The organism is Paraburkholderia franconis (genome assembly GCF_009362735.1).
Classification (GTDB): Bacteria; Pseudomonadota; Gammaproteobacteria; order Burkholderiales; family Burkholderiaceae; genus Paraburkholderia; species Paraburkholderia franconis.
Window position 1 is genome coordinate 23,590 of sequence record NZ_WHNP01000064.1, and the last position, 16,831, is coordinate 40,420.

The 16,831-nt window shown below is 63.0% G+C and carries 15 protein-coding genes and 1 pseudogene; 9 read left to right on the top strand and 7 right to left on the bottom strand.

Annotated features, from left to right (window positions below):
- Positions 1-133: 133 nt before the first annotated feature.
- Positions 134-523: a hypothetical protein gene (locus GCT13_RS37490; protein ID WP_152767018.1), complete on the top strand. Its 390-nt coding sequence runs from the start codon at positions 134-136 to the stop codon at positions 521-523.
- A gap of 187 nt (positions 524-710) precedes the next feature.
- On the opposite strand, the gene GCT13_RS37495 is transcribed toward GCT13_RS37490, so the two are convergent.
- Positions 711-950 carry a hypothetical protein gene (locus GCT13_RS37495; RefSeq protein ID WP_152767019.1) on the bottom strand — a complete coding sequence of 80 codons (240 nt, stop codon included), beginning with the start codon at positions 948-950 and terminating at the stop codon, positions 711-713.
- A 289-nt stretch (positions 951-1,239) separates the two neighbouring features.
- On the opposite strand from GCT13_RS37495, the gene GCT13_RS37500 reads away from it, so the two are divergent.
- The 3 genes from GCT13_RS37500 to GCT13_RS37510 all read left to right on the top strand — a co-directional run bounded on the left by GCT13_RS37500 (position 1,240) and on the right by GCT13_RS37510 (position 5,112).
- Positions 1,240-2,052, top strand: a complete 813-nt coding sequence (locus GCT13_RS37500; protein ID WP_152767020.1) for an SDR family oxidoreductase — start codon at positions 1,240-1,242, stop codon at positions 2,050-2,052.
- A gap of 84 nt (positions 2,053-2,136) precedes the next feature.
- Entirely contained in the window at positions 2,137-3,549 is a 1,413-nt protein-coding gene (locus GCT13_RS37505; protein WP_321574877.1) for an MFS transporter, read from the top strand.
- 978 nt (positions 3,550-4,527) lie between these two features.
- Positions 4,528-5,112 carry a peroxidase-related enzyme gene (locus tag GCT13_RS37510; RefSeq protein ID WP_152767021.1) on the top strand — a complete coding sequence of 195 codons (585 nt, stop codon included), beginning with the start codon at positions 4,528-4,530 and terminating at the stop codon, positions 5,110-5,112.
- Positions 5,113-5,119: 7 nt separating this feature from the next.
- Here GCT13_RS37510 and GCT13_RS37515 read toward each other — a convergent pair whose 3' ends face one another.
- On the bottom strand, positions 5,120-7,954 hold the full coding sequence (locus tag GCT13_RS37515) for a sensor domain-containing phosphodiesterase (protein WP_152767022.1): 2,835 nt from the start codon (positions 7,952-7,954) through the stop codon (positions 5,120-5,122).
- 306 nt (positions 7,955-8,260) lie between these two features.
- Between GCT13_RS37515 and GCT13_RS37520 the strand changes: the two genes are divergently transcribed.
- The 4 genes from GCT13_RS37520 to GCT13_RS37535 all read left to right on the top strand — a co-directional run bounded on the left by GCT13_RS37520 (position 8,261) and on the right by GCT13_RS37535 (position 11,837).
- A complete protein-coding gene (locus GCT13_RS37520; protein ID WP_152767023.1) occupies positions 8,261-8,797 on the top strand; it encodes a cupin domain-containing protein in 537 nt (178 codons plus the stop codon).
- Between the two features lie 416 nt (positions 8,798-9,213).
- Positions 9,214-9,660: a hypothetical protein gene (locus tag GCT13_RS37525; RefSeq protein ID WP_152767024.1), complete on the top strand. Its 447-nt coding sequence runs from the start codon at positions 9,214-9,216 to the stop codon at positions 9,658-9,660.
- A 272-nt stretch (positions 9,661-9,932) separates the two neighbouring features.
- Entirely contained in the window at positions 9,933-11,084 is a 1,152-nt protein-coding gene (locus GCT13_RS37530) for a porin (protein ID WP_152767025.1), read from the top strand.
- A gap of 390 nt (positions 11,085-11,474) precedes the next feature.
- Positions 11,475-11,837: a hypothetical protein gene (locus GCT13_RS37535; protein WP_152767026.1), complete on the top strand. Its 363-nt coding sequence runs from the start codon at positions 11,475-11,477 to the stop codon at positions 11,835-11,837.
- A 1-nt stretch (position 11,838) separates the two neighbouring features.
- Here GCT13_RS37535 and GCT13_RS37540 read toward each other — a convergent pair whose 3' ends face one another.
- Both GCT13_RS37540 and GCT13_RS37545 read right to left on the bottom strand, forming a co-directional pair.
- A complete protein-coding gene (locus GCT13_RS37540; protein ID WP_152767027.1) occupies positions 11,839-12,663 on the bottom strand; it encodes a DUF72 domain-containing protein in 825 nt (274 codons plus the stop codon).
- Positions 12,664-12,681: 18 nt separating this feature from the next.
- Positions 12,682-13,470 carry an SDR family NAD(P)-dependent oxidoreductase gene (locus tag GCT13_RS37545; RefSeq protein WP_152767028.1) on the bottom strand — a complete coding sequence of 263 codons (789 nt, stop codon included), beginning with the start codon at positions 13,468-13,470 and terminating at the stop codon, positions 12,682-12,684.
- Positions 13,471-13,619: 149 nt separating this feature from the next.
- Between GCT13_RS37545 and GCT13_RS37550 the strand changes: the two are divergent.
- Positions 13,620-14,117, top strand: a pseudogene (locus GCT13_RS37550) (porin); the annotation flags it as partial.
- A gap of 65 nt (positions 14,118-14,182) precedes the next feature.
- On the opposite strand, the gene GCT13_RS37555 reads toward GCT13_RS37550, so the two are convergent.
- The 3 genes from GCT13_RS37555 to GCT13_RS37565 all read right to left on the bottom strand — a co-directional run.
- The gene (locus GCT13_RS37555; RefSeq protein WP_152767029.1) at positions 14,183-15,205 is read right to left on the bottom strand and encodes a 2-dehydropantoate 2-reductase; all 1,023 of its coding nucleotides are present in this window, start codon (positions 15,203-15,205) and stop codon (positions 14,183-14,185) included.
- A 166-nt stretch (positions 15,206-15,371) separates the two neighbouring features.
- On the bottom strand, positions 15,372-16,172 hold the full coding sequence (locus tag GCT13_RS37560; RefSeq protein WP_152767030.1) for a fumarylacetoacetate hydrolase family protein: 801 nt from the start codon (positions 16,170-16,172) through the stop codon (positions 15,372-15,374).
- 93 nt (positions 16,173-16,265) lie between these two features.
- Positions 16,266-16,831 (bottom strand): CoA transferase (locus GCT13_RS37565; RefSeq protein WP_193727857.1); only part of this gene is annotated, 566 nt, incomplete at its 5' end.

Genomic DNA, 16,831 nt, shown 5'->3' on the forward strand with positions numbered 1-16,831 from the left:
CGCGGACGCACGGGCCCGGACGACGGCGTGCAAACAGGCGCGGTCACACAGAACAGAACACGCAAACGCTTTTCGACACGCGATGCAGCGCGACAGCAGTTTCGCGCAGCATGCCGATATCAGGAGAATCGCGATGAAAACAGTGCCAAGACTCTTGCACGATGTCGGACTGTTCGAAGCGGTGTTCGCATGCGTCCACGACAAGGACTCTTCCGTGCGCAAGGGCGCGATGTTCGGCTGCCCGGCCGTGTTCGTCGGCTCGCATCTGGCGTGTTGTGTGTACGGCAGCGGGATCGGCATCAAGCTGCCCGCCGAACGCGCCGCAATGCTCGTCGACGCCGGACGTGCATTCGCCTTCCAGCCGTATGGGCGCTCGGCGATGCGCGAATGGATCGAGATACGGATTCCGCGCGAACGGGTCGGCGAAATCGCACCTGTGCTGATCGAAGCGATCGAATACGCGCGGCATCACATCGGTCACGCGGACGGCAAGGCCTCGTCCGCATCGGCGTCGCGCGCATAGCGGACCATTGAGGCTTCATTCGCCGGAAATGCGCTGCACGAGACGCACGGCGCGGGCCATCAGACGATTCGAGAGTCGATCATCGACTTCATCGAAGCGGAATACCGTGCGGATTTCATCGCGCTAATGAACGGGACGGCTGCCTTCGCGCAGACTTTCCGGCAGACTTTCCGTCTGGCACGGATTTTTACTGCGACGCGCCCTTGGCTCTATTCGCCCCCTGATTCGCTGCCGCGTTCGCCGCCGCAGCCGCTGCAGCCACAGCCGATGCCGCAGACGCCGTCACAGCCGCGGAATTGTCGAGCTTGTACTCACGCTTTTCGGTGATCGAGTTGTACAGGATCGTCGCAATCAGCAACCACACGGCGACGACGATAAACACGGTGATTCCAAGCGTCTCGATTCGCTTCTCGCGCAGATCGTTCATGATGCACTCCGCCGGGCTCACGCCCTCATCGACGGGCGCGCCGCGGTGGGCGATGCCGCGCTGCCGGACCCAGCGCCCTTTCTCGACCACGGCAGCCCGCGGCGGCAACGCCGTCTAATGTTTGATCCATTACATCCGCGCAAAATCCTCAATGATGGGATGCCAGCATTCCATTCAAGCCGGTGCGCGCCGCGAGGCCGATGCCGCGAGCACAGCATCGCTGCGGGCGATCGCGTTATCCTGCGGGATCGCCACATCACCACATCACCCTATGCAGGAAGGAACCCGCATGCCGTCACTTTTCGACCTCGATGGACGCACTGCTCTCGTGACAGGCTCGACCCGCGGCATCGGCCTTGCACTCGCCGAAGGACTCGCGCAGGCGGGCGCGCGTGTGATCATCAACGGCACGCGCGAGCAGGCCGTCGCGGATGCCGTCGCCGCGCTCAATGCGAAACTGCACGATACGCAGCGCGCTAGCGGCCGTGCAAATAGCCGCACGGTCGAGCGTGTAATTGGCCGCGCATTCGATGTCACCGATGAAGCCGCCGTCAGCGCCGCATTCGGGCACTGGGACAGCGAGGGCATCCACGTCGACATTCTCGTCAACAACGCGGGCATCCAGTTCCGGCAGCCGCTCGTCGAATTGAAGCTCGCCGACTGGCAGCGCGTGATCGACACGAATCTCACGGCGGCGTTCATCGTCGCAAGAGAGGCGGCGCGCCGGATGATCGCGCGCGGCGCGGGCGGCAAAATCATCAACATCGGCTCGCTGACGAGCGAAGCGGCGCGCGCGACGGTGGGCGCATACACGGCGGCCAAGGGCGGCATCAAGATGCTCACGCGCGCGATGAGCGCCGAATGGGCCGCGCACGACATTCAGGCGAATGCGATCGGCCCCGGCTACATCCTCACCGATATGAACGCGCCCCTCGTCGCCAATGCATCGTTCGATGCGTGGGTGAAGAGCAGCAACCCCGCGCAGCGCTGGGGCAAGCCGGAAGAGCTGGTAGGCACAGCCGTCTATCTGGCGTCGGCGGCATCGAGCTATGTGAACGGGCAGATCATCTACGTCGACGGCGGCTGGCTTGCCGTGTTGTAAGCCGCACCGTTGCAGCCACAACGTCGTGGCGCTCGCGGGACGCGCTATGCAATAATCAGCGGTCACTTACATCGCTCGCTGCCCGTGCCGCTTGCCCTCAAGGCTTTTACCGCTCCCATCATCGTCGCCTGCGCGATGTTCATGGAGAGCGTCGATGCGAACGTCATCGTCACTGCGCTGCCGGAAATGGCGCGCGCGTTCGGCCGGGACCCCGTCACGCTGAAAATCGCCGTCACCAGCTACGTGCTCGGGCTCGGCGTGTTCATCCCCGTATGCGGATGGCTCGCCGACCGCTTCGGCGCACGCTCGGTGTTTCGCACGGCGATCGGCATCTTCGTGGTCGGCTCGCTGCTGTGCGCGGCGTCGACGTCGCTCGCGCCCTTCACGGTGGCGCGCTTCATTCAGGGCGTGGGCGGCGCGATGATGGTGCCCGTCGGGCGGATCATCATCTTCCGCGTCGTGGACCGCTCCGAGTACGTGCGCGCGATGAACTACCTGAGCGTGCCCGCGATGCTCGGGCCCGCGGCGGGGCCGCTGCTCGGCGGCTTCATCACGACGTATCTGCACTGGCGGCTGATTTTCTTCATCAATATTCCTGTCGGCATTCTCGGCATCTGGCTCACGAACAAATACATCAAGAACACGCGCGAGCCGCATCCCGGGCCGCTGGACTGGACGGGCTTCATTCTGTCGGCGGGCGGCGCGTCGCTGTTTTTGCTGGGGCTGTCGCTCACCGATGGCGAACTCGTGACGGGCACGACCGCCGTCATCATGACGCTCGTCGGCGCCGCGATGCTCGGCATCTATGTGTTGTATGCGCGGCGTGCCGAGCGTCCGCTGCTCGATCTGCGTTTTTTCCGCGTGCCGACGTTTCAGGCGAGCGTGCTGGGCGGATCGCTGTTTCGCATCGGTCTTGGCGCCGTGCCGTTTCTGCTGCCGCTCGTGTTGCAGGAGGGGCTCGGCATGAGCGCGTTCGAATCGGGGCTGATCACTTGCGCGTCGGCGTTCGGCGGCATATTCATGCGCACGCTCGCGGCCACCGTATTGCGCCGCTACGGCTTCCGCACGGTGCTGATGTACAACGCCGCCTGCTCGGGCATTGCGATTGCCGCGTGCGGCGTGTTCTTTCCGGGCACGCCGACGTGGCTCATCTGGCTTATCGTGCTGCTCGGCGGCTTCTTCCCGGCGCTGCAGTTTACGAGCCTCAATTCGATGACTTACGCCGAGATCGAAAGCCGCGACGTGGGCCGCGCGACGAGCCTCGGCAGTGTCGTGCAGCAGATTTCGCTGGGCCTCGGCGTGACGGTCGCGGGCATCGTGCTGCAGATCACGCGGGCGTTGCATGGTCATTCGGCGCTGCAATGGTCGGATTTCTGGCCTGCGTTTCTGGTGGTCGGGTTGTGTTCGTTCGCGTCGATTCCCGTTACCAGGCGGTTGTCGCCGAATGCCGGCGATGAGATCGTGCGGGGCAAGCGGGAAGTGACGACGAAGGCTTGAGTTGTTTGTTTGGTGCGCGACGGCTTTTTGCTTTTGCTTTTGCTTTTGCTTTTGCTTTTGCTTTTGCTTTTGCTTGCCGATGGCATCCGCGATGCGGTTTTTTTGCCTGCGATGGCGTTTGCTTGCTCCGCTCGTTGCGGGCATCCGCGAGGCGCATCGCGGCGGCGCGGGCGTTGTCCCTGTGCGGGGCGGCACTCACTTTCTTTGTCCCCCAAGGGGCCTTCCTTCGGGGCGCCGGCGCAAAGCAGGTAAGCAAAGAAAGCGGGCTCACACCGCCAGTGCTTGACCTTTACCCACGGGCTCTCAACGTCCCCATCCTTCATGCGGCAGCGTGATATCTCATGCGCGTTGCCAGCGCGTTTATTCGAGGCCTCACCTGCTTCATGCACCGCATTGCGGCCCGCGACAGCGAACATTCCCGCGCCCCTTTGCGGCAAACTGTGTGTAGACATTCGCACCACACAGGACACCCTGCATAGTGCGGGCGTTACCCTGTACGACACAACAACCCACATTCACTACCGACATTCGGCACTGAAACGTTCGATACGCTTGGCCGTGCCACACGTGCATGAAGTAGGTGAGGCGTTTAGCCAGCAAGTTGGCATCTAACATAAGCCGGCACACTGGTGTGCGAAGCGTGGGGACGTTGAGAGCCCGTGGGTAAAGGTCAAGCACTGGCGGTGTGAGCGGCTTTCTTCTGCCTACTCTTCTTTGCCGCGGCAAAGAAGAGTAGGTGCCGCCCCGCACAGGGGCAACGCCCGCGCCGCGAGGCGCATCGCGGATGCCAGCGGCAGCTGAAACAACGACGCAATCGCGGATGCCAACGGCAAGCAAAAGCAAAAAGCCGTCGCAGACACAAACCGCACACGCGAATGCCAGCGGCAAGCCAAAAAACACCGACAATAGAGCGTCGCAGACAGCAAAGAGCAAAGAGCAAACACCAGCGTCGCAGACAGAACAGAAAGGAGACACGCCATGACAACCCCACCCCCCATCAGCCGCTACCCGGTCCCCGCACCGGGCGAATGGCCCGACGACATCCGCGCGCGGATTCTCGAAGTCCAGGACAAGGCTGGCTTCGTGCCGAACGTGTTCCTGACGCTCGCGCACCGGCCCGACGAATTCCGCGCGTTCTTCGCCTATCACGATGCGTTGATGCTGAAGGAAGGCGGCCTCACGAAAGCCGAGCGCGAAATGATCGTCGTCGCGACGAGCGCCGTGAACGAGTGCCTGTATTGCGTCGTCGCGCACGGCGCCATTCTGCGCATCTACGAAAAAGCGCCGCTGCTTGCGGATCAGGTCGCAGTCAATTACCGCAAGGCCGACATCACGCCGCGCCAGAAAGCGATGCTCGATTTCGCAGTCAAGGTGTGCCGCGATTCGGCGTCGGTGAACGACGACGATTTCGCCACGCTGCGCGGCCACGGCTTCAGCGATGCCGACATCTGGGACATCGCCGCGATCACCGCATTCTTCGGCTTGTCGAACCGGATGGCGAACGTGATTTCGATGCGGCCCAACGACGAGTTCTATCTGATGGGCCGCGTCCCGCGCACATAAAACAGCGCTACGCTTCGAGCGCCTTCGAGCGCGGTGCAAGCGGCGACGACATCAGGTCTTCCAGCGACATCGGCCGCGCGAGGTGATAGCCCTGCCCATGCGCCGCGCCGATCGTGCGCAGCAGTTCGAGCGTCGGCTCGTCTTCGATGCCTTCGGCGACCACCGTCAGTTCGAGCGATTCCGCCATCCGCACGATCGCGCGCACGATCGCGCGGCTGCGCGTGCTCTGCGTCAGTTCGAGCACGAACGACTTGTCGATTTTCAGGCCGCTGAAGCGGTACTGGTGCACATAGCTCAACGACGAAAAGCCCGTGCCGAAGTCGTCGAGCACGACGCACATGCCGTTGTCCGCGAGACTTTGCATCGTGTTGCGCGCAAGGTCCGGTTCGGCGATCAGCGCGCCTTCCGTCAGTTCGAGCGAGATGCGCGACGGGTGCACGTCGTAGTGCTTGAGCAATTCGAGCAGTTCGTTCGCGAACTCGGGGCGCGTGATGCTATAGCTCGACAGATTGACCTGCACGAGCGGCCAGTCAATATGCTCGCGCTGCGCCAGAATCTCGGCCACGCGCGTGAGCATGTACATGTCGAGCCGGCCGATCAGCTTGAGCCCTTCCACGGCGGGCAAAAAGCGGCCCGGCGTCCAGACTTCGCCATTCGGCTGCCGCCAGCGGATCAGCGCCTCCAGCGCGACGAGTTCGCCCGTCGCGATATCGACGATCGGCTGGAAATACGGCACCAGTTCGTCGTCGCGCTTGAGCGCGTTGCGCAGCGCGCCTTCCGTTTCGATCTGATCCGACAGTTCGCGGCGCATCTGCTGGTTGAACACCGTGAAGCTGTCGCGGCCGCGATTCTTCACGCGATACATCGCGGCATCGGCGTCGCGCAACAGATCGGCGGGCTTCAGATGGAACGCGCTGTCGGCGCTCACGACGCCGACGCTGCACGATGTGAACACCGTCTGCTCGTCGATGTTGAACGGCACATCGAAAGCCACGAGGATCCGCTCCGCAAGCGACGTCACCGTTTGCAGGCTCGCGCCCGGCACGATGACGGCGAACTCGTCGCCGCCCAGCCGCGCCAGCAGATCGTCGCGCCGCAGGCATTTGCGCAGGCGCGCCGCCACTTCGACGAGCAATGCATCGCCGAACAGATGGCCGAGACTGTCGTTGATGACCTTGAAGCGGTCGAGATCGATGAACAGCACCGACAGCGGCTCGCCGCGCCGGCTGTAGCCATGCCACGCCGCTTCGAGCCGCTCGTACAGATGCGTGCGGTTCGGCAGACCCGTCAACGCGTCGTGATAGTTCTCGTGCATCAGCCGCGCGTTGGCCTCGTCGAGTTCCTGCGTGCGCGCGAGCACGCGCGCTTCGAGTTCGAGATTCGCCGCATGCTGCGCTTCCGCGACGCGCCGCCGCGACAGCGCGGTGTCGATGTGGCGCGAGACGAACGTCAGCAGCTCCTGATCGCGCCGGTCGTAGCGCACGCTCGACGAATAGCTCTGTACGACGAGCACGCCGCGCACGACATCGCCGTCGAACATCGGCACGCCGAGCCACGAGCGCAAGCGGATATTCTCGCTGTCGAGGCTGATCTCACCCGCTTCGACGAGGCGCACGGCGTCGTCGGTATCGAACAGGCACGGCACGCGCTCGCGGATCACGTATTCGGTGAGGCCGCGCTCGCCACGGCGCGGCGCGGGCACGTCGCGCAGCGTTTCGTCGATGTAATACGGAAACGACACTTCGGCCGTGGCGGGATCGAACAGCGCGATATAGAAGTTCTTCGCATACAGCAGCCCGCCGACGATCTCATGCAGGCTGCGAAAGAACTTGCCGATCTCGACGGATTGACTCGACAGTTCCGCGATTTCGAAGAGCGCCGCCTGCAAGTGCTGCGCGCGCTCTCGCTCGGCGATTTCGGCGCGCAGCGTATCGTTCAGACGCGAAAGCTCGGCCGTGCGTCGCGCCACTTCGGCTTCGAGTCCGACGCGATGCAGAATGCGGTCGAGCGCCATCGCCACATGCCGCGCGACGACGAGAAAGAGCGCACGGTCCTCCGCGCTGTAGATGCGCGACGCGTCGTAGACCTGCATCGTCAACATGCCGAACACTTCGTCCGATGCATTCTTCAGCGGCGCGCCCATCCAGAACTTCGGCCGATGCCCGACACAGTGAAAGCGCCCCGCCGCAGCCGCCTCGACGATGCCCTTCTCGTCGATCAGAAGCGGCTGGCCTGTGGTCAGCACGTAGCCCGTCAGCGACAGCCGCTCGGGGTCGACCATGTCCATATGGTTCGCGTCGACGGTCTCGGTGTCGATCAGGTCGACGTAGTACGGGTACGTGACGGCGCCCGTCTCGCGGTCGTATAGCGCGAGATAGAAGTTCTCCGCGTCGATCAGCGTGCCGAGTCGCTCGTGAATCGCCTGCAGGAATTCGGTGCGCTCGCTGATCGAGCTGGCGAGGTATGCGATGTCGTACAGCACGCGCTGCACGTTCTGCGCGCGCAGCAACGCATCCGTCTGCATCTGTTCGCCGATCGCGCGCGCGAGCGCGGCAAGCCGCGCATCGGATGCGAACGCGGCAGGCGCAAGCAGCCAGCCGAGCGCAAGCTCGCTGCGCCCCGTGGGCCACGCGACCCAGCCATACCCGGCGCACACATCGTGCAGCATCCCGGGCACGATCGTGCGCGGCCAGTCGAAACGCGTCGCGCCCTCGCGCACCAGTTCGAGCTGCTGGCCCGCGCGATACCACGCCCATGATGCGCTGAGCGCGTCGACGGCGCGCGCCGCGTCGTCGATCGATTGCGCCTGGGTTCCGCTTGCCGACAGACCGGCATTCCACATAAATCAGCCCTCGCGCCGTCCTGGATTATTTTTTGTTCGTTGGTATCGACGGGAGTTTGCTCTTCAGTGCTTTGTCCCCGTCCCATGCAAGCCTGTTATATCGACGAAAGCGAAAGCAAACTTGATGTATCTGACCCGCAAATAACATCGGTCTCATAGCCCGGAAACGTTTGCACGCAGGCTTTCGCGATTCGGTTTTGCCCTGATTGCTGCGGAACGGCACTTGCTGTTTAGCTAACGTCCGTGCCGCTCGGGCGACTCATCCTTTCCGTTCGCTTGCGCGGCGCACCGTTTCGAGGAGCAGACATGCAAGCACATTCGAGGGGCGCGGTGCACGCCGACGCATTCCGGCTCGGCCCGCGCGACTGGGTGCCGAACAACGGGCATCTACCCGTCATCCTGTATCGCGACGTGCGGGACGATCCGGGCGACGGCGACGAACTCGCCTCCGCGTTCGAAGCGATGTTCATGCGCAACGGCTGGCCGCCGAAATGGCGCAACGGCATCTTCGACTATCACCACTTTCATTCTTCGGCCCATGAGGTGCTCGGTATCGCAGGGGGCACCGCGGATGTGATCGTCGGCGGGCCGGGCGGGCGCGTCGTGCATCTGGAAACAGGCGACGTGATCCTGCTGCCTGCAGGCACGGGCCATTGCCTCGAATCGTCGAGCGGGCCGCTACTGGTCGTCGGCGCCTATCCGCCGGGACAGCAATGGGACATACGGCGCGAAGCGCTGACCGAAAAGGAACGCATCGCGATGGAAGCGCTGCCGTTTCCGCACAGCGATCCCGTGCTCGGCGCACAAGGGCCGCTGATGGAGAACTGGCTGAAGGCCGCGTGAATCCCGCGGCTATCGCTGCCGCCGAAAATGCTCGCAAGCGCATCAACGCGCTGCTATCGCGCTGAATGTTCGTTGCAGGCTGGCGGCGCTAGCATCGACGTCGATCAAGGCCGGCCCGTCTCGCGCGCTGCATTGCGCGCGCACGGCTGGCCGAAAAGCCCAGGCGCGGCCCGGCGCCCGCCTCGCGCGTGGCCGACGCGTGTCCGATGCGTGTCCGATGCGTGTCTGATGCGTGGCCGATGCACGGCCGATGCGTGGCCGATGCGTGGCCAACCCATCGCCGATACGCGAACGTGCGCAACGCCGCGCAACGATCGCTACCGTACAGACGTCGGCTGATGTTCGCTGACGTGCGCGACGGGTTCGGGCTAACATCCCGTAACGGCGTTCGCCGGTCAGGGTCTCGCGCCAGTGCCATGACAAAGGACTTCATCCATTCGCTTGCCGTACTGACCGCAGTGGGAACGGGGCTCTGCGCACTACCCGCGCACGCGCTCGAGCTCGATGAGCAACTCGTCTGCAAGACCGACGCGCACACTTTCATCCAGGCCCTGCTCGACGATCAATACATCGATCCCAATCCGATGCGCGTCGAAGCGAATTCCGTCAATGCATTTCGTCCGTTGCGCGGCCGCGATCTCACGGCATTCGGCTTTCACGTCTACGCAATACTCGGCTATCAGCGCGACGACGCGATCTTCCGCAAAGGCAACGGAAAAGCGGAAGCGGATTCGATTTATGGCGTCGTCGTGTCGGGTCCTTCCGAGTCGGTGCGCGTGCGCGTGCAGCAGGCGGGCAGCGGCGCGACCGTCAAGCAGGTGCTGCCTTTCGTCCTCACGGCAATCGTGTGCAGCGACGGCTGAGAGCCGACAGTCGAGACCGTTGTAATTCCCCACATGGTGCACGCTGCCATCAAACGGCCATCCCCCCGCCGCTAATCTTGCTCACGCAATTTCATGCGCTGCGGGTCAATCGCGTGCGGCTCTTCATCGCGATTGTTTCGATTTGATGACGCATTACCGCGTTGCCGTGCAAGGGTCTCCTACAGTCACACGGCGTTAAATCAAGTCCCGCATTTTCCTATACTCGCCAGGCTGTTTTTTCAATCACTGTCTGGACTAGCTGGAGCTCAACCATGAAAAGAATTCCCGCCGCAGTCGCGGTGCTCGGCCTGTTTGCCGCATCGGCTGCACACGCGCAAAGCTCGGTCACGCTGTATGGCCTCATCGACGCGGGTCTCATGTACACCAACAACGTGCAGAAGAGCGGCACGAGCGGCGCGCTGTGGCAGGCGACGAGCGGCACCATCAACGGCAGCCGCTTCGGCGTGCGCGGCGCAGAAGATCTGGGCGGCGGCTACAAGGCGCTCTTCGTGCTCGAAAACGGCTTCAACGTGCAGAACGGCGCGCTCGGCCAGCACAGCCGTCTGTTCGGCCGCCAGGCGTATGTCGGTCTCGGCAGCAGCACGTACGGCACGCTCACGCTCGGCCGCCAGTACGATTCGCTCGTCGACTACGTCGCGCCGCTGTCGGGCACGGCCGGCACGTTCGGCGACACGGGCTTCGCGCACCCGTTCGACAACGACAACCTGAACCACTCGGTGCGCATGAGCAACTCGGTGAAGTACGCGAGCAACAACTACGCGGGCTTCAAGTTCGGCGCGCTGTATGCGTTCTCGAACAGCACCGACTTCGCGATGAACCGCGCGTACAGCGCGGGCGCGAGCTACCAGTGGGGTCCGTTGAACATCGCGGCCGGCTATCTGCAGATCAACGGCTCGAACAGCACGACGAACACGGGCGGCGCGATCGATACGGCCGAATCGGCTGCGAACGGCACGGGCGGCTTCCAGGTCGGCGCGGGTGTCGAGCGCGTGTTCGGCGCGGGCATCAACTACGCGTTCGGTCCCGCCGTGGTCGGCTTCGTCTACACGAACAGCCACTATCAGCAGTCGTCCGCATTCGGCATGACGAACGGCTCGATGCACTTCGACAACTACGAACTGAACGCCAAGTACGCTTTCACGCCCGCCATCTCGTTCGGCTTGACGGACACGTACACCGACGGCCATACCAGTGGCTCGCGCACGTTCGGCTCCGATCCGAAGTTCAACCAGGTCAACGCGCAAGCCGTCTATTCGTTCTCGAAGCGCACGGACGTGTACGCGGAAGCGATGTATCAGCACGCGATCGGCCACGGCTATGTCGCGTTCATCAATACGTCGGGCGGCGCTTCGTCGACGGCGAATCAGGTTGTCGCCACCATCGGCATGCGCCATCGCTTCTGATCGCTCCGCTTTAGTCTGCTGCAAATCATCCGGACTTTGCTCTTCAAGGCCTGCCGCATTTTTGTGCGGCGGGCTTTTTTTCATGCTTCGTCGTGCATTGTTCGAATGATCCGCTGCATCGCCGCATTTCACGCGTAGCAGCGCGCTTTCCTTAACCGTTGTCTAACGTTTGACGCCGCGACGCCACCTGCCGTTGACGCCAAAACAACGATTAAACCGCCAGCTCGGCGCGCCTTTGTGCATCGCACCATGATTTTGACTATAGTGAGGGGTGTACATGTCTTTCGCGTTCGCGAAAGCTCTAACTATTGACGGAGAGTCCGCCGCGACGCGGACGCCAGCCCGCTGCAAGTCATCGTGCTTGCGGTGCTCAGGCGAGGAGAGATCACGATGTTCGATGCCGAAATCGCCGCGAAACTGTTGAACCGGTGGACGATCAAACCGCCCGCCGCGCAACACGATACTTCGCAGCACGACAGCTATCTGGATATGCTGCGCGAAGGGAATCTCGACTTCACTCATCAAATGGGACGCGTGACGCTGGGAGACGTCAGCGCAGATGGTCTGTTCGATCTCGAATCGCTCGTATTCGTCGATGGGTCGCGCGCGCTGCGCCTGAGAACGCCGGGCGCCGTGCCCGACTGGACGCAGTGGGCCGCATTCGAGCCGCCCGTCGCGCGCGGCGCGGAGAACGCGTCGCTCGACGCGTCCGACGAATCGTCATCATGCACGCTGGAGGCGCCCGAGCGCTGAGTCACTCGCCCGCGTTCTGCCTGATCCGCTCGATCAGTGCCATCGCGGCCGCGGGGTTGTGCGCCTTGTGGCCACTGATCACGTACAGATACACGTCGCGCGCTTTCTTTGCGGCGGGACGGCCGTAGCTGTCCAGATCGCCGGGCGCGCCGCCCGAGGCCCAGGCTTGCGCACGCTCGACCCATCGATCGAGCGCATCGTCCGCATAACCGAGTGGGTTCGCCTCTTCCGTGCCCATGATGCGTGCGTAGACAAACGAGGCCGTGGGATCGGCGATCTGCGGATACTTCGAGTCGCCCGCGACAATGATCGCGACATCACGCTTGCGCGCGAGCGCGACGAAGGCCTCGTCGCAAAAGCTCGCGTGCCGCACTTCGACGGCGTGCCGCAACGCGTGTCCGTTCACTTCCGCCGGCAGCAGCTCGAGAAAGTCGCCGAAGTCGTCGGCATCGAACTGCTTGGTGGGCGCGAATTGCCAGTTGATCGGGCCGAGCTTGTTCTTCAGCTCGAGCACGCCGCTCGCGAGAAAGCGTTCGACGGAATCACGCGCTTCCGCAAGCACGCGCCGATGCGTCGCGAAGCGTGGCGCCTTCAGCGAAAAGACGAAGTCATCAGGTGTTTCGTCGTGCCACTTCGCAAACGTCTCGGGCTTTTGCGAGCCGTAAAACGTGCCGTTGATTTCGATCGTCGTCAGTTGCCGGCTCGCGTATTCCAGTTCGCGTTTCTGCGTGAGCCCTTCCGGATAGAACACGCCGCGCCACGGCTCGAACGTCCAGCCGCCAATACCGACGCGAATGCGCGTTGCCGTCTTTTTTCGAGTGGCCATTGGTGACGCCTCTATGAATCAGAAAGCCGAGCGCACGACGCCGCCGTCCACGCGCAACGCCGCGCCGTTGGTCGCCGACGACAGTTCCGAGCACACGTACACGACCATGTTCGCCACTTCCTCGGGCGTCGTGAAGCGCTTGAGGATCGAGCTGGGCCGCGCTTCTTCGAAGAACTGCTTCTCGAAGGCCTCGAAGCTTTGTCCGCCCGAGAGCTTCGCGACGAATTCCTCGACGCCGTCCGAACTGGTCGGCCCCGGCAATACCGCGTTGACCGTCACGGCCGTGCCCGTGCATGTTTCGGCAAGGCCACGCGACAGCGCGAGCTGCGCGGTCTTGGTCAAGCCATAGTGAATCATCTCAGTCGGAATCTGGATACCGCTTTCGCTGCTGATGAACACCACGCGCCCCCAGTTCTTTTTCTTCATGCCCGGCAGATACGCGCGCGACAACTGCACGCCCGACAGCACGTTGACGTTGAAAAAGCGCTGCCACTCTTCATTCGAGATTTCTTCGAAAGGCTTTGGGTCGAAGATGCCCATGTTGTTGACGAGAATGTCGACGTGCGGAAAGCGCTCGACGAGACGCGCGACCTGCGCCGGATCGGACACGTCGCCTGCGAAGCCATGCACATTCGCGCCCGGCACTTTCGCGCGGAGCGCTTCGATCGCCTGATCGACTGACTGCTGCGAGCGCCCGTTGACGATGACCTGCGCGCCTTCGCGCGCGAGTCCGGCTGCGATCGCATGGCCGATGCCCTTCGTCGAGCCGGACACGAATGCGAGTTTGTCCTTGATCTTGAGATCCATTTGACGATGTCCTTTGAAGTCGAACGGGAGATGCATCGCGTGCAAGGGGTGCGGCATGGCGCATGCGCTTGCACCGCGTAGCTGCATTCGCGAGTGTAGAACTGCGGCGAAAATCGTGCAGAAGGACGGACATGAATCGCGCAGGCCACGTGCGCGGCATCTACGACGAACTGCGCAACGCGGATGGCCGCATGACGAACATCTTCACGAGCTCGCGCGAGTACTTCGTCGGCGCGAATGTGCGCGTGTCGAAAGTGAAGATCCAGGGCGCCTATACGCACTTCTCCGCGCCCGGCACGCCCGCCGGTCTGTCCGACAGCGCCGACTACTACTGGCTCGGCGCAACGTGGGACGCGACCCATCAGTTCGCGGTCACGGCTGCGGCCTTGTATGTGCACGTGAACGAAGGCTCGGGCGATGCGACGCACGACCCCGCCGGACACGCGACGATGTTCACGCTCGGGTCCACCTACCACCTGAGCCAGCGCACGTTTCTATACGGCACCGTCGCGTACGTGCGCAACAGCAGCGAGTCGAACTTCTCGCTGCTCGCGACTTCACGCGATGCGACGGGCAGTGCAAACACGAACCCGTTGCCGGGCGAATCGCAGACGGGCGCCTACGTCGGCTTGATGCATATCTTCTGAGCACGCGGGCTGCCTCATCCGCTTATGTGGATGAGGCAGCCCGCGTGTGCGAGTGCTATACGCCGTTACGCGGCTTTCGCCTGTTCCGGCTTCGCAGCGTGCGTCGCGCCCGTGTCCTTTTGCTGCGCGATCTGCTCGCGCAGCTTGATGAGTGCGAGCACCGTATCGATGGTCGGCGTGTCGTGACTGACGAGGCGTCCCATCTCCTGCACGACGGTCAGCAGCGGGTCGATCTCCATCGGACGTCCGGCTTCGAGATCCTGCAGCATCGACGTCTTGTGCGCGCCGACGGCACCCGCTCCGTCGATACGCCTTTCGACATCCACACGGAAATGCACGCCGAAGCGGTCAGCCACCGACTTCGCTTCGAGCATCATCGTCTTGGCGACGGCGCGCGTGCCGACGTTGCTCGTGATGACATCGAGCGTCGCGTGCGTCAGCGCGCTGATCGGGTTGAAGCACAGATTGCCCCACAATTTCAGCCAGATTTCGTCGCGGATGTTGTCGCGGATGGGCGCTTCGAGGCCCGCGGCCACCATGATCTCGTGCAGTGCCTCGACACGCGGCGAACGCGTGCCGTCGGGTTCGCCGATCGGAAACTTCTTGCCGTACACGTGCTTGATCACGCCCGGCTCGACGATCTCCGCTGCGGGATAGACGACGCAGCCGATCGCGCGCTCCGGTCCGAACTTCTTCCATTGCGTGCCGCCCGGGTCGATGCTTTCGAGCGTCGTGCCCGCGAACTCGCCGCCATGCTTGTAGAAGTACCAGTACGGAATGCCGTTGACGGCCGTGACGATCGCCGTGTCCGGTCCGAGCAGCGGCTGGATTGCATCGACGACACCCGGCACCGAATGCGCCTTCAGCGCAATGATCACATAGTCCTGCGGACCCAGCTCGCGCGGGTCCGACGAACAGCGCACATTGACGAGACGCTCGGTATCGTCGATCAGCAGACGCACTCCGTTGCGCTGCATCGCGGCCAGATGCGGGCCGCGTGCGACGAAACTGACATCCGCGCCCGCAAGCGCCAACTGTGCGCCGACATATGCGCCAATCGCGCCGGCTCCATAAACACAGATCTTCATCTATCTGCTCCCATTCCAAGAAGTGATCAGTGAGATCGAGCCGGAGCGTCCAAAGACGCGGCGCGCGATCGTCATCGTCGGTTCATCGTTGCCGACTCATGCACCGGCTCATTGACCGGAATATTGACGATCGCGCGGCCGACTCATCCGCGTACCCATTGCGCGTTTATTGCGCGGCCGCCTCGACGGGGCGAGCAGCCGCAAGCTGGTTCGGCAAGACGCCGATGCCTTCAATCGACACCACGACAGTCGAGCCATCCTTGATCGAGCCGACGCCGATCGACGTGCCGCACGCGATCACGTCGCCGGGCATCAGCGTCATGTCGTGCGAGATCATGCTGACCTGTTCGGCGGGCGTGAAGATCATGTCCGAGAGCGGATAGTTCTGGCGCTCGACATCGTCGAGACGCGTGACGACGCTCGCGTTGCGCCAGTCGAATTCGCGTTCGATGACGGGACCGATGCAGCTGAACGTATCGAAGCCTTTCGAGCGGCACCATTGCGCGAAATTCGGATCTTCGTTCAGCAAGTCGACGGCCGTGACGTCGTTGATGCACGTGTAGCCGAAGATATAGTCGTCGGCGACCTCGGGTGAGACGTTCGTGCAGCGCTTGCCGATCACGATGCCGAGCTCGCCTTCGTACGCGATCTTGCCGCTATAGCCTTTCGGACGGCGAATCGGCGCGCCGGGGCCGATCACCGACATCGGCGGCTTGATCAGAAAGAGGGGATGCGACGGCGCCGCCTTGCCGAGCTTCTGCGACAGCGCATGAAAGTTGTTCCAGAGCGCGACGACTTTGGTCGGCATGCACGGACTCAGCAATTCGACTTCATTCAGCGGCCAATGCTTGCCGTTGGGTGTCGCGTCACCGAACATGTCGCCGTCGTATTCGGCAATGCTCGCGTTATCGAGCACGCCGAAACCGATATGACCGTGCGGCTGCCGAAAGCGTATCCACGATGTCATCGAACCGTCTCCACAATGTTTTTTATCGACCGACACGGTGAATACGCCCGCGTCACGAGTTGAAGCGTGTTTGTGTCTTCGTTCAAGCCTGGCTCAAATGGCGCCGGCCGTTCTGAGCACGTCGATCTGCTCGCGTGAATAGCCGAGTTCGGCCATCACTTCGTCCGTGTGCTCGCCGAGCAGCGGCGAGCGCGTCACTTCCGTCGGGCTGTCCGACAGCTTGATCGGATTGCCCACCGTCAGGTATTTGCCGCGCACCGGATGATCGACTTCGACGATCGTGCCTGTCTTGCGCAGCGATTCGTCTTCGGCGATCTCCTTCATCGACAGGATCGGGCCGCACGGAATGTCGTACTTGTTCAGGATTTCCATCGCCTCGAACTTGGTCTTCGTCATCGTCCAGCGTTCGACTTCCGCGAAGATTTCCTTCAGGCGCGGCAGGCGCGCGTCCGGCGTCGCGTAGTCCGGATGCGTCGCCCACTCTTCCCTGCCGATCACGTTGCAGATCTTCACCCACACCGGGGCCTGCGTGATGAAGTAGATGTACGCGTTCGGGTCGTGCTCCCAGCCCTTGCACTTGAGAATCCAGCCCGGCTGGCCGCCGCCCGATGCATTGCCCGCGCGCGGCACCGCCTCGCCGAACGTGCCGTTCGGATATT

Excerpts from the sequence above, each read along its gene's own strand:
- GCT13_RS37490 (WP_152767018.1), top strand. The coding sequence starts at position 134 with ATGAAAACAGTGCCAAGACTCTTGCACGATGTCGGACTGTTCGAAGCG.
- GCT13_RS37495 (WP_152767019.1), bottom strand. The coding sequence starts at position 950 with ATGAACGATCTGCGCGAGAAGCGAATCGAGACGCTTGGAATCACCGTG.
- GCT13_RS37500 (WP_152767020.1), top strand. The coding sequence starts at position 1,240 with ATGCCGTCACTTTTCGACCTCGATGGACGCACTGCTCTCGTGACAGGC.
- GCT13_RS37510 (WP_152767021.1), top strand. The coding sequence starts at position 4,528 with ATGACAACCCCACCCCCCATCAGCCGCTACCCGGTCCCCGCACCGGGC.
- GCT13_RS37515 (WP_152767022.1), bottom strand. The coding sequence starts at position 7,954 with ATGTGGAATGCCGGTCTGTCGGCAAGCGGAACCCAGGCGCAATCGATC.
- GCT13_RS37520 (WP_152767023.1), top strand. The coding sequence starts at position 8,261 with ATGCAAGCACATTCGAGGGGCGCGGTGCACGCCGACGCATTCCGGCTC.
- GCT13_RS37525 (WP_152767024.1), top strand. The coding sequence starts at position 9,214 with ATGACAAAGGACTTCATCCATTCGCTTGCCGTACTGACCGCAGTGGGA.
- GCT13_RS37530 (WP_152767025.1), top strand. The coding sequence starts at position 9,933 with ATGAAAAGAATTCCCGCCGCAGTCGCGGTGCTCGGCCTGTTTGCCGCA.
- GCT13_RS37535 (WP_152767026.1), top strand. The coding sequence starts at position 11,475 with ATGTTCGATGCCGAAATCGCCGCGAAACTGTTGAACCGGTGGACGATC.
- GCT13_RS37540 (WP_152767027.1), bottom strand. The coding sequence starts at position 12,663 with ATGGCCACTCGAAAAAAGACGGCAACGCGCATTCGCGTCGGTATTGGC.
- GCT13_RS37545 (WP_152767028.1), bottom strand. The coding sequence starts at position 13,470 with ATGGATCTCAAGATCAAGGACAAACTCGCATTCGTGTCCGGCTCGACG.
- GCT13_RS37555 (WP_152767029.1), bottom strand. The coding sequence starts at position 15,205 with ATGAAGATCTGTGTTTATGGAGCCGGCGCGATTGGCGCATATGTCGGC.
- GCT13_RS37560 (WP_152767030.1), bottom strand. The coding sequence starts at position 16,172 with ATGACATCGTGGATACGCTTTCGGCAGCCGCACGGTCATATCGGTTTC.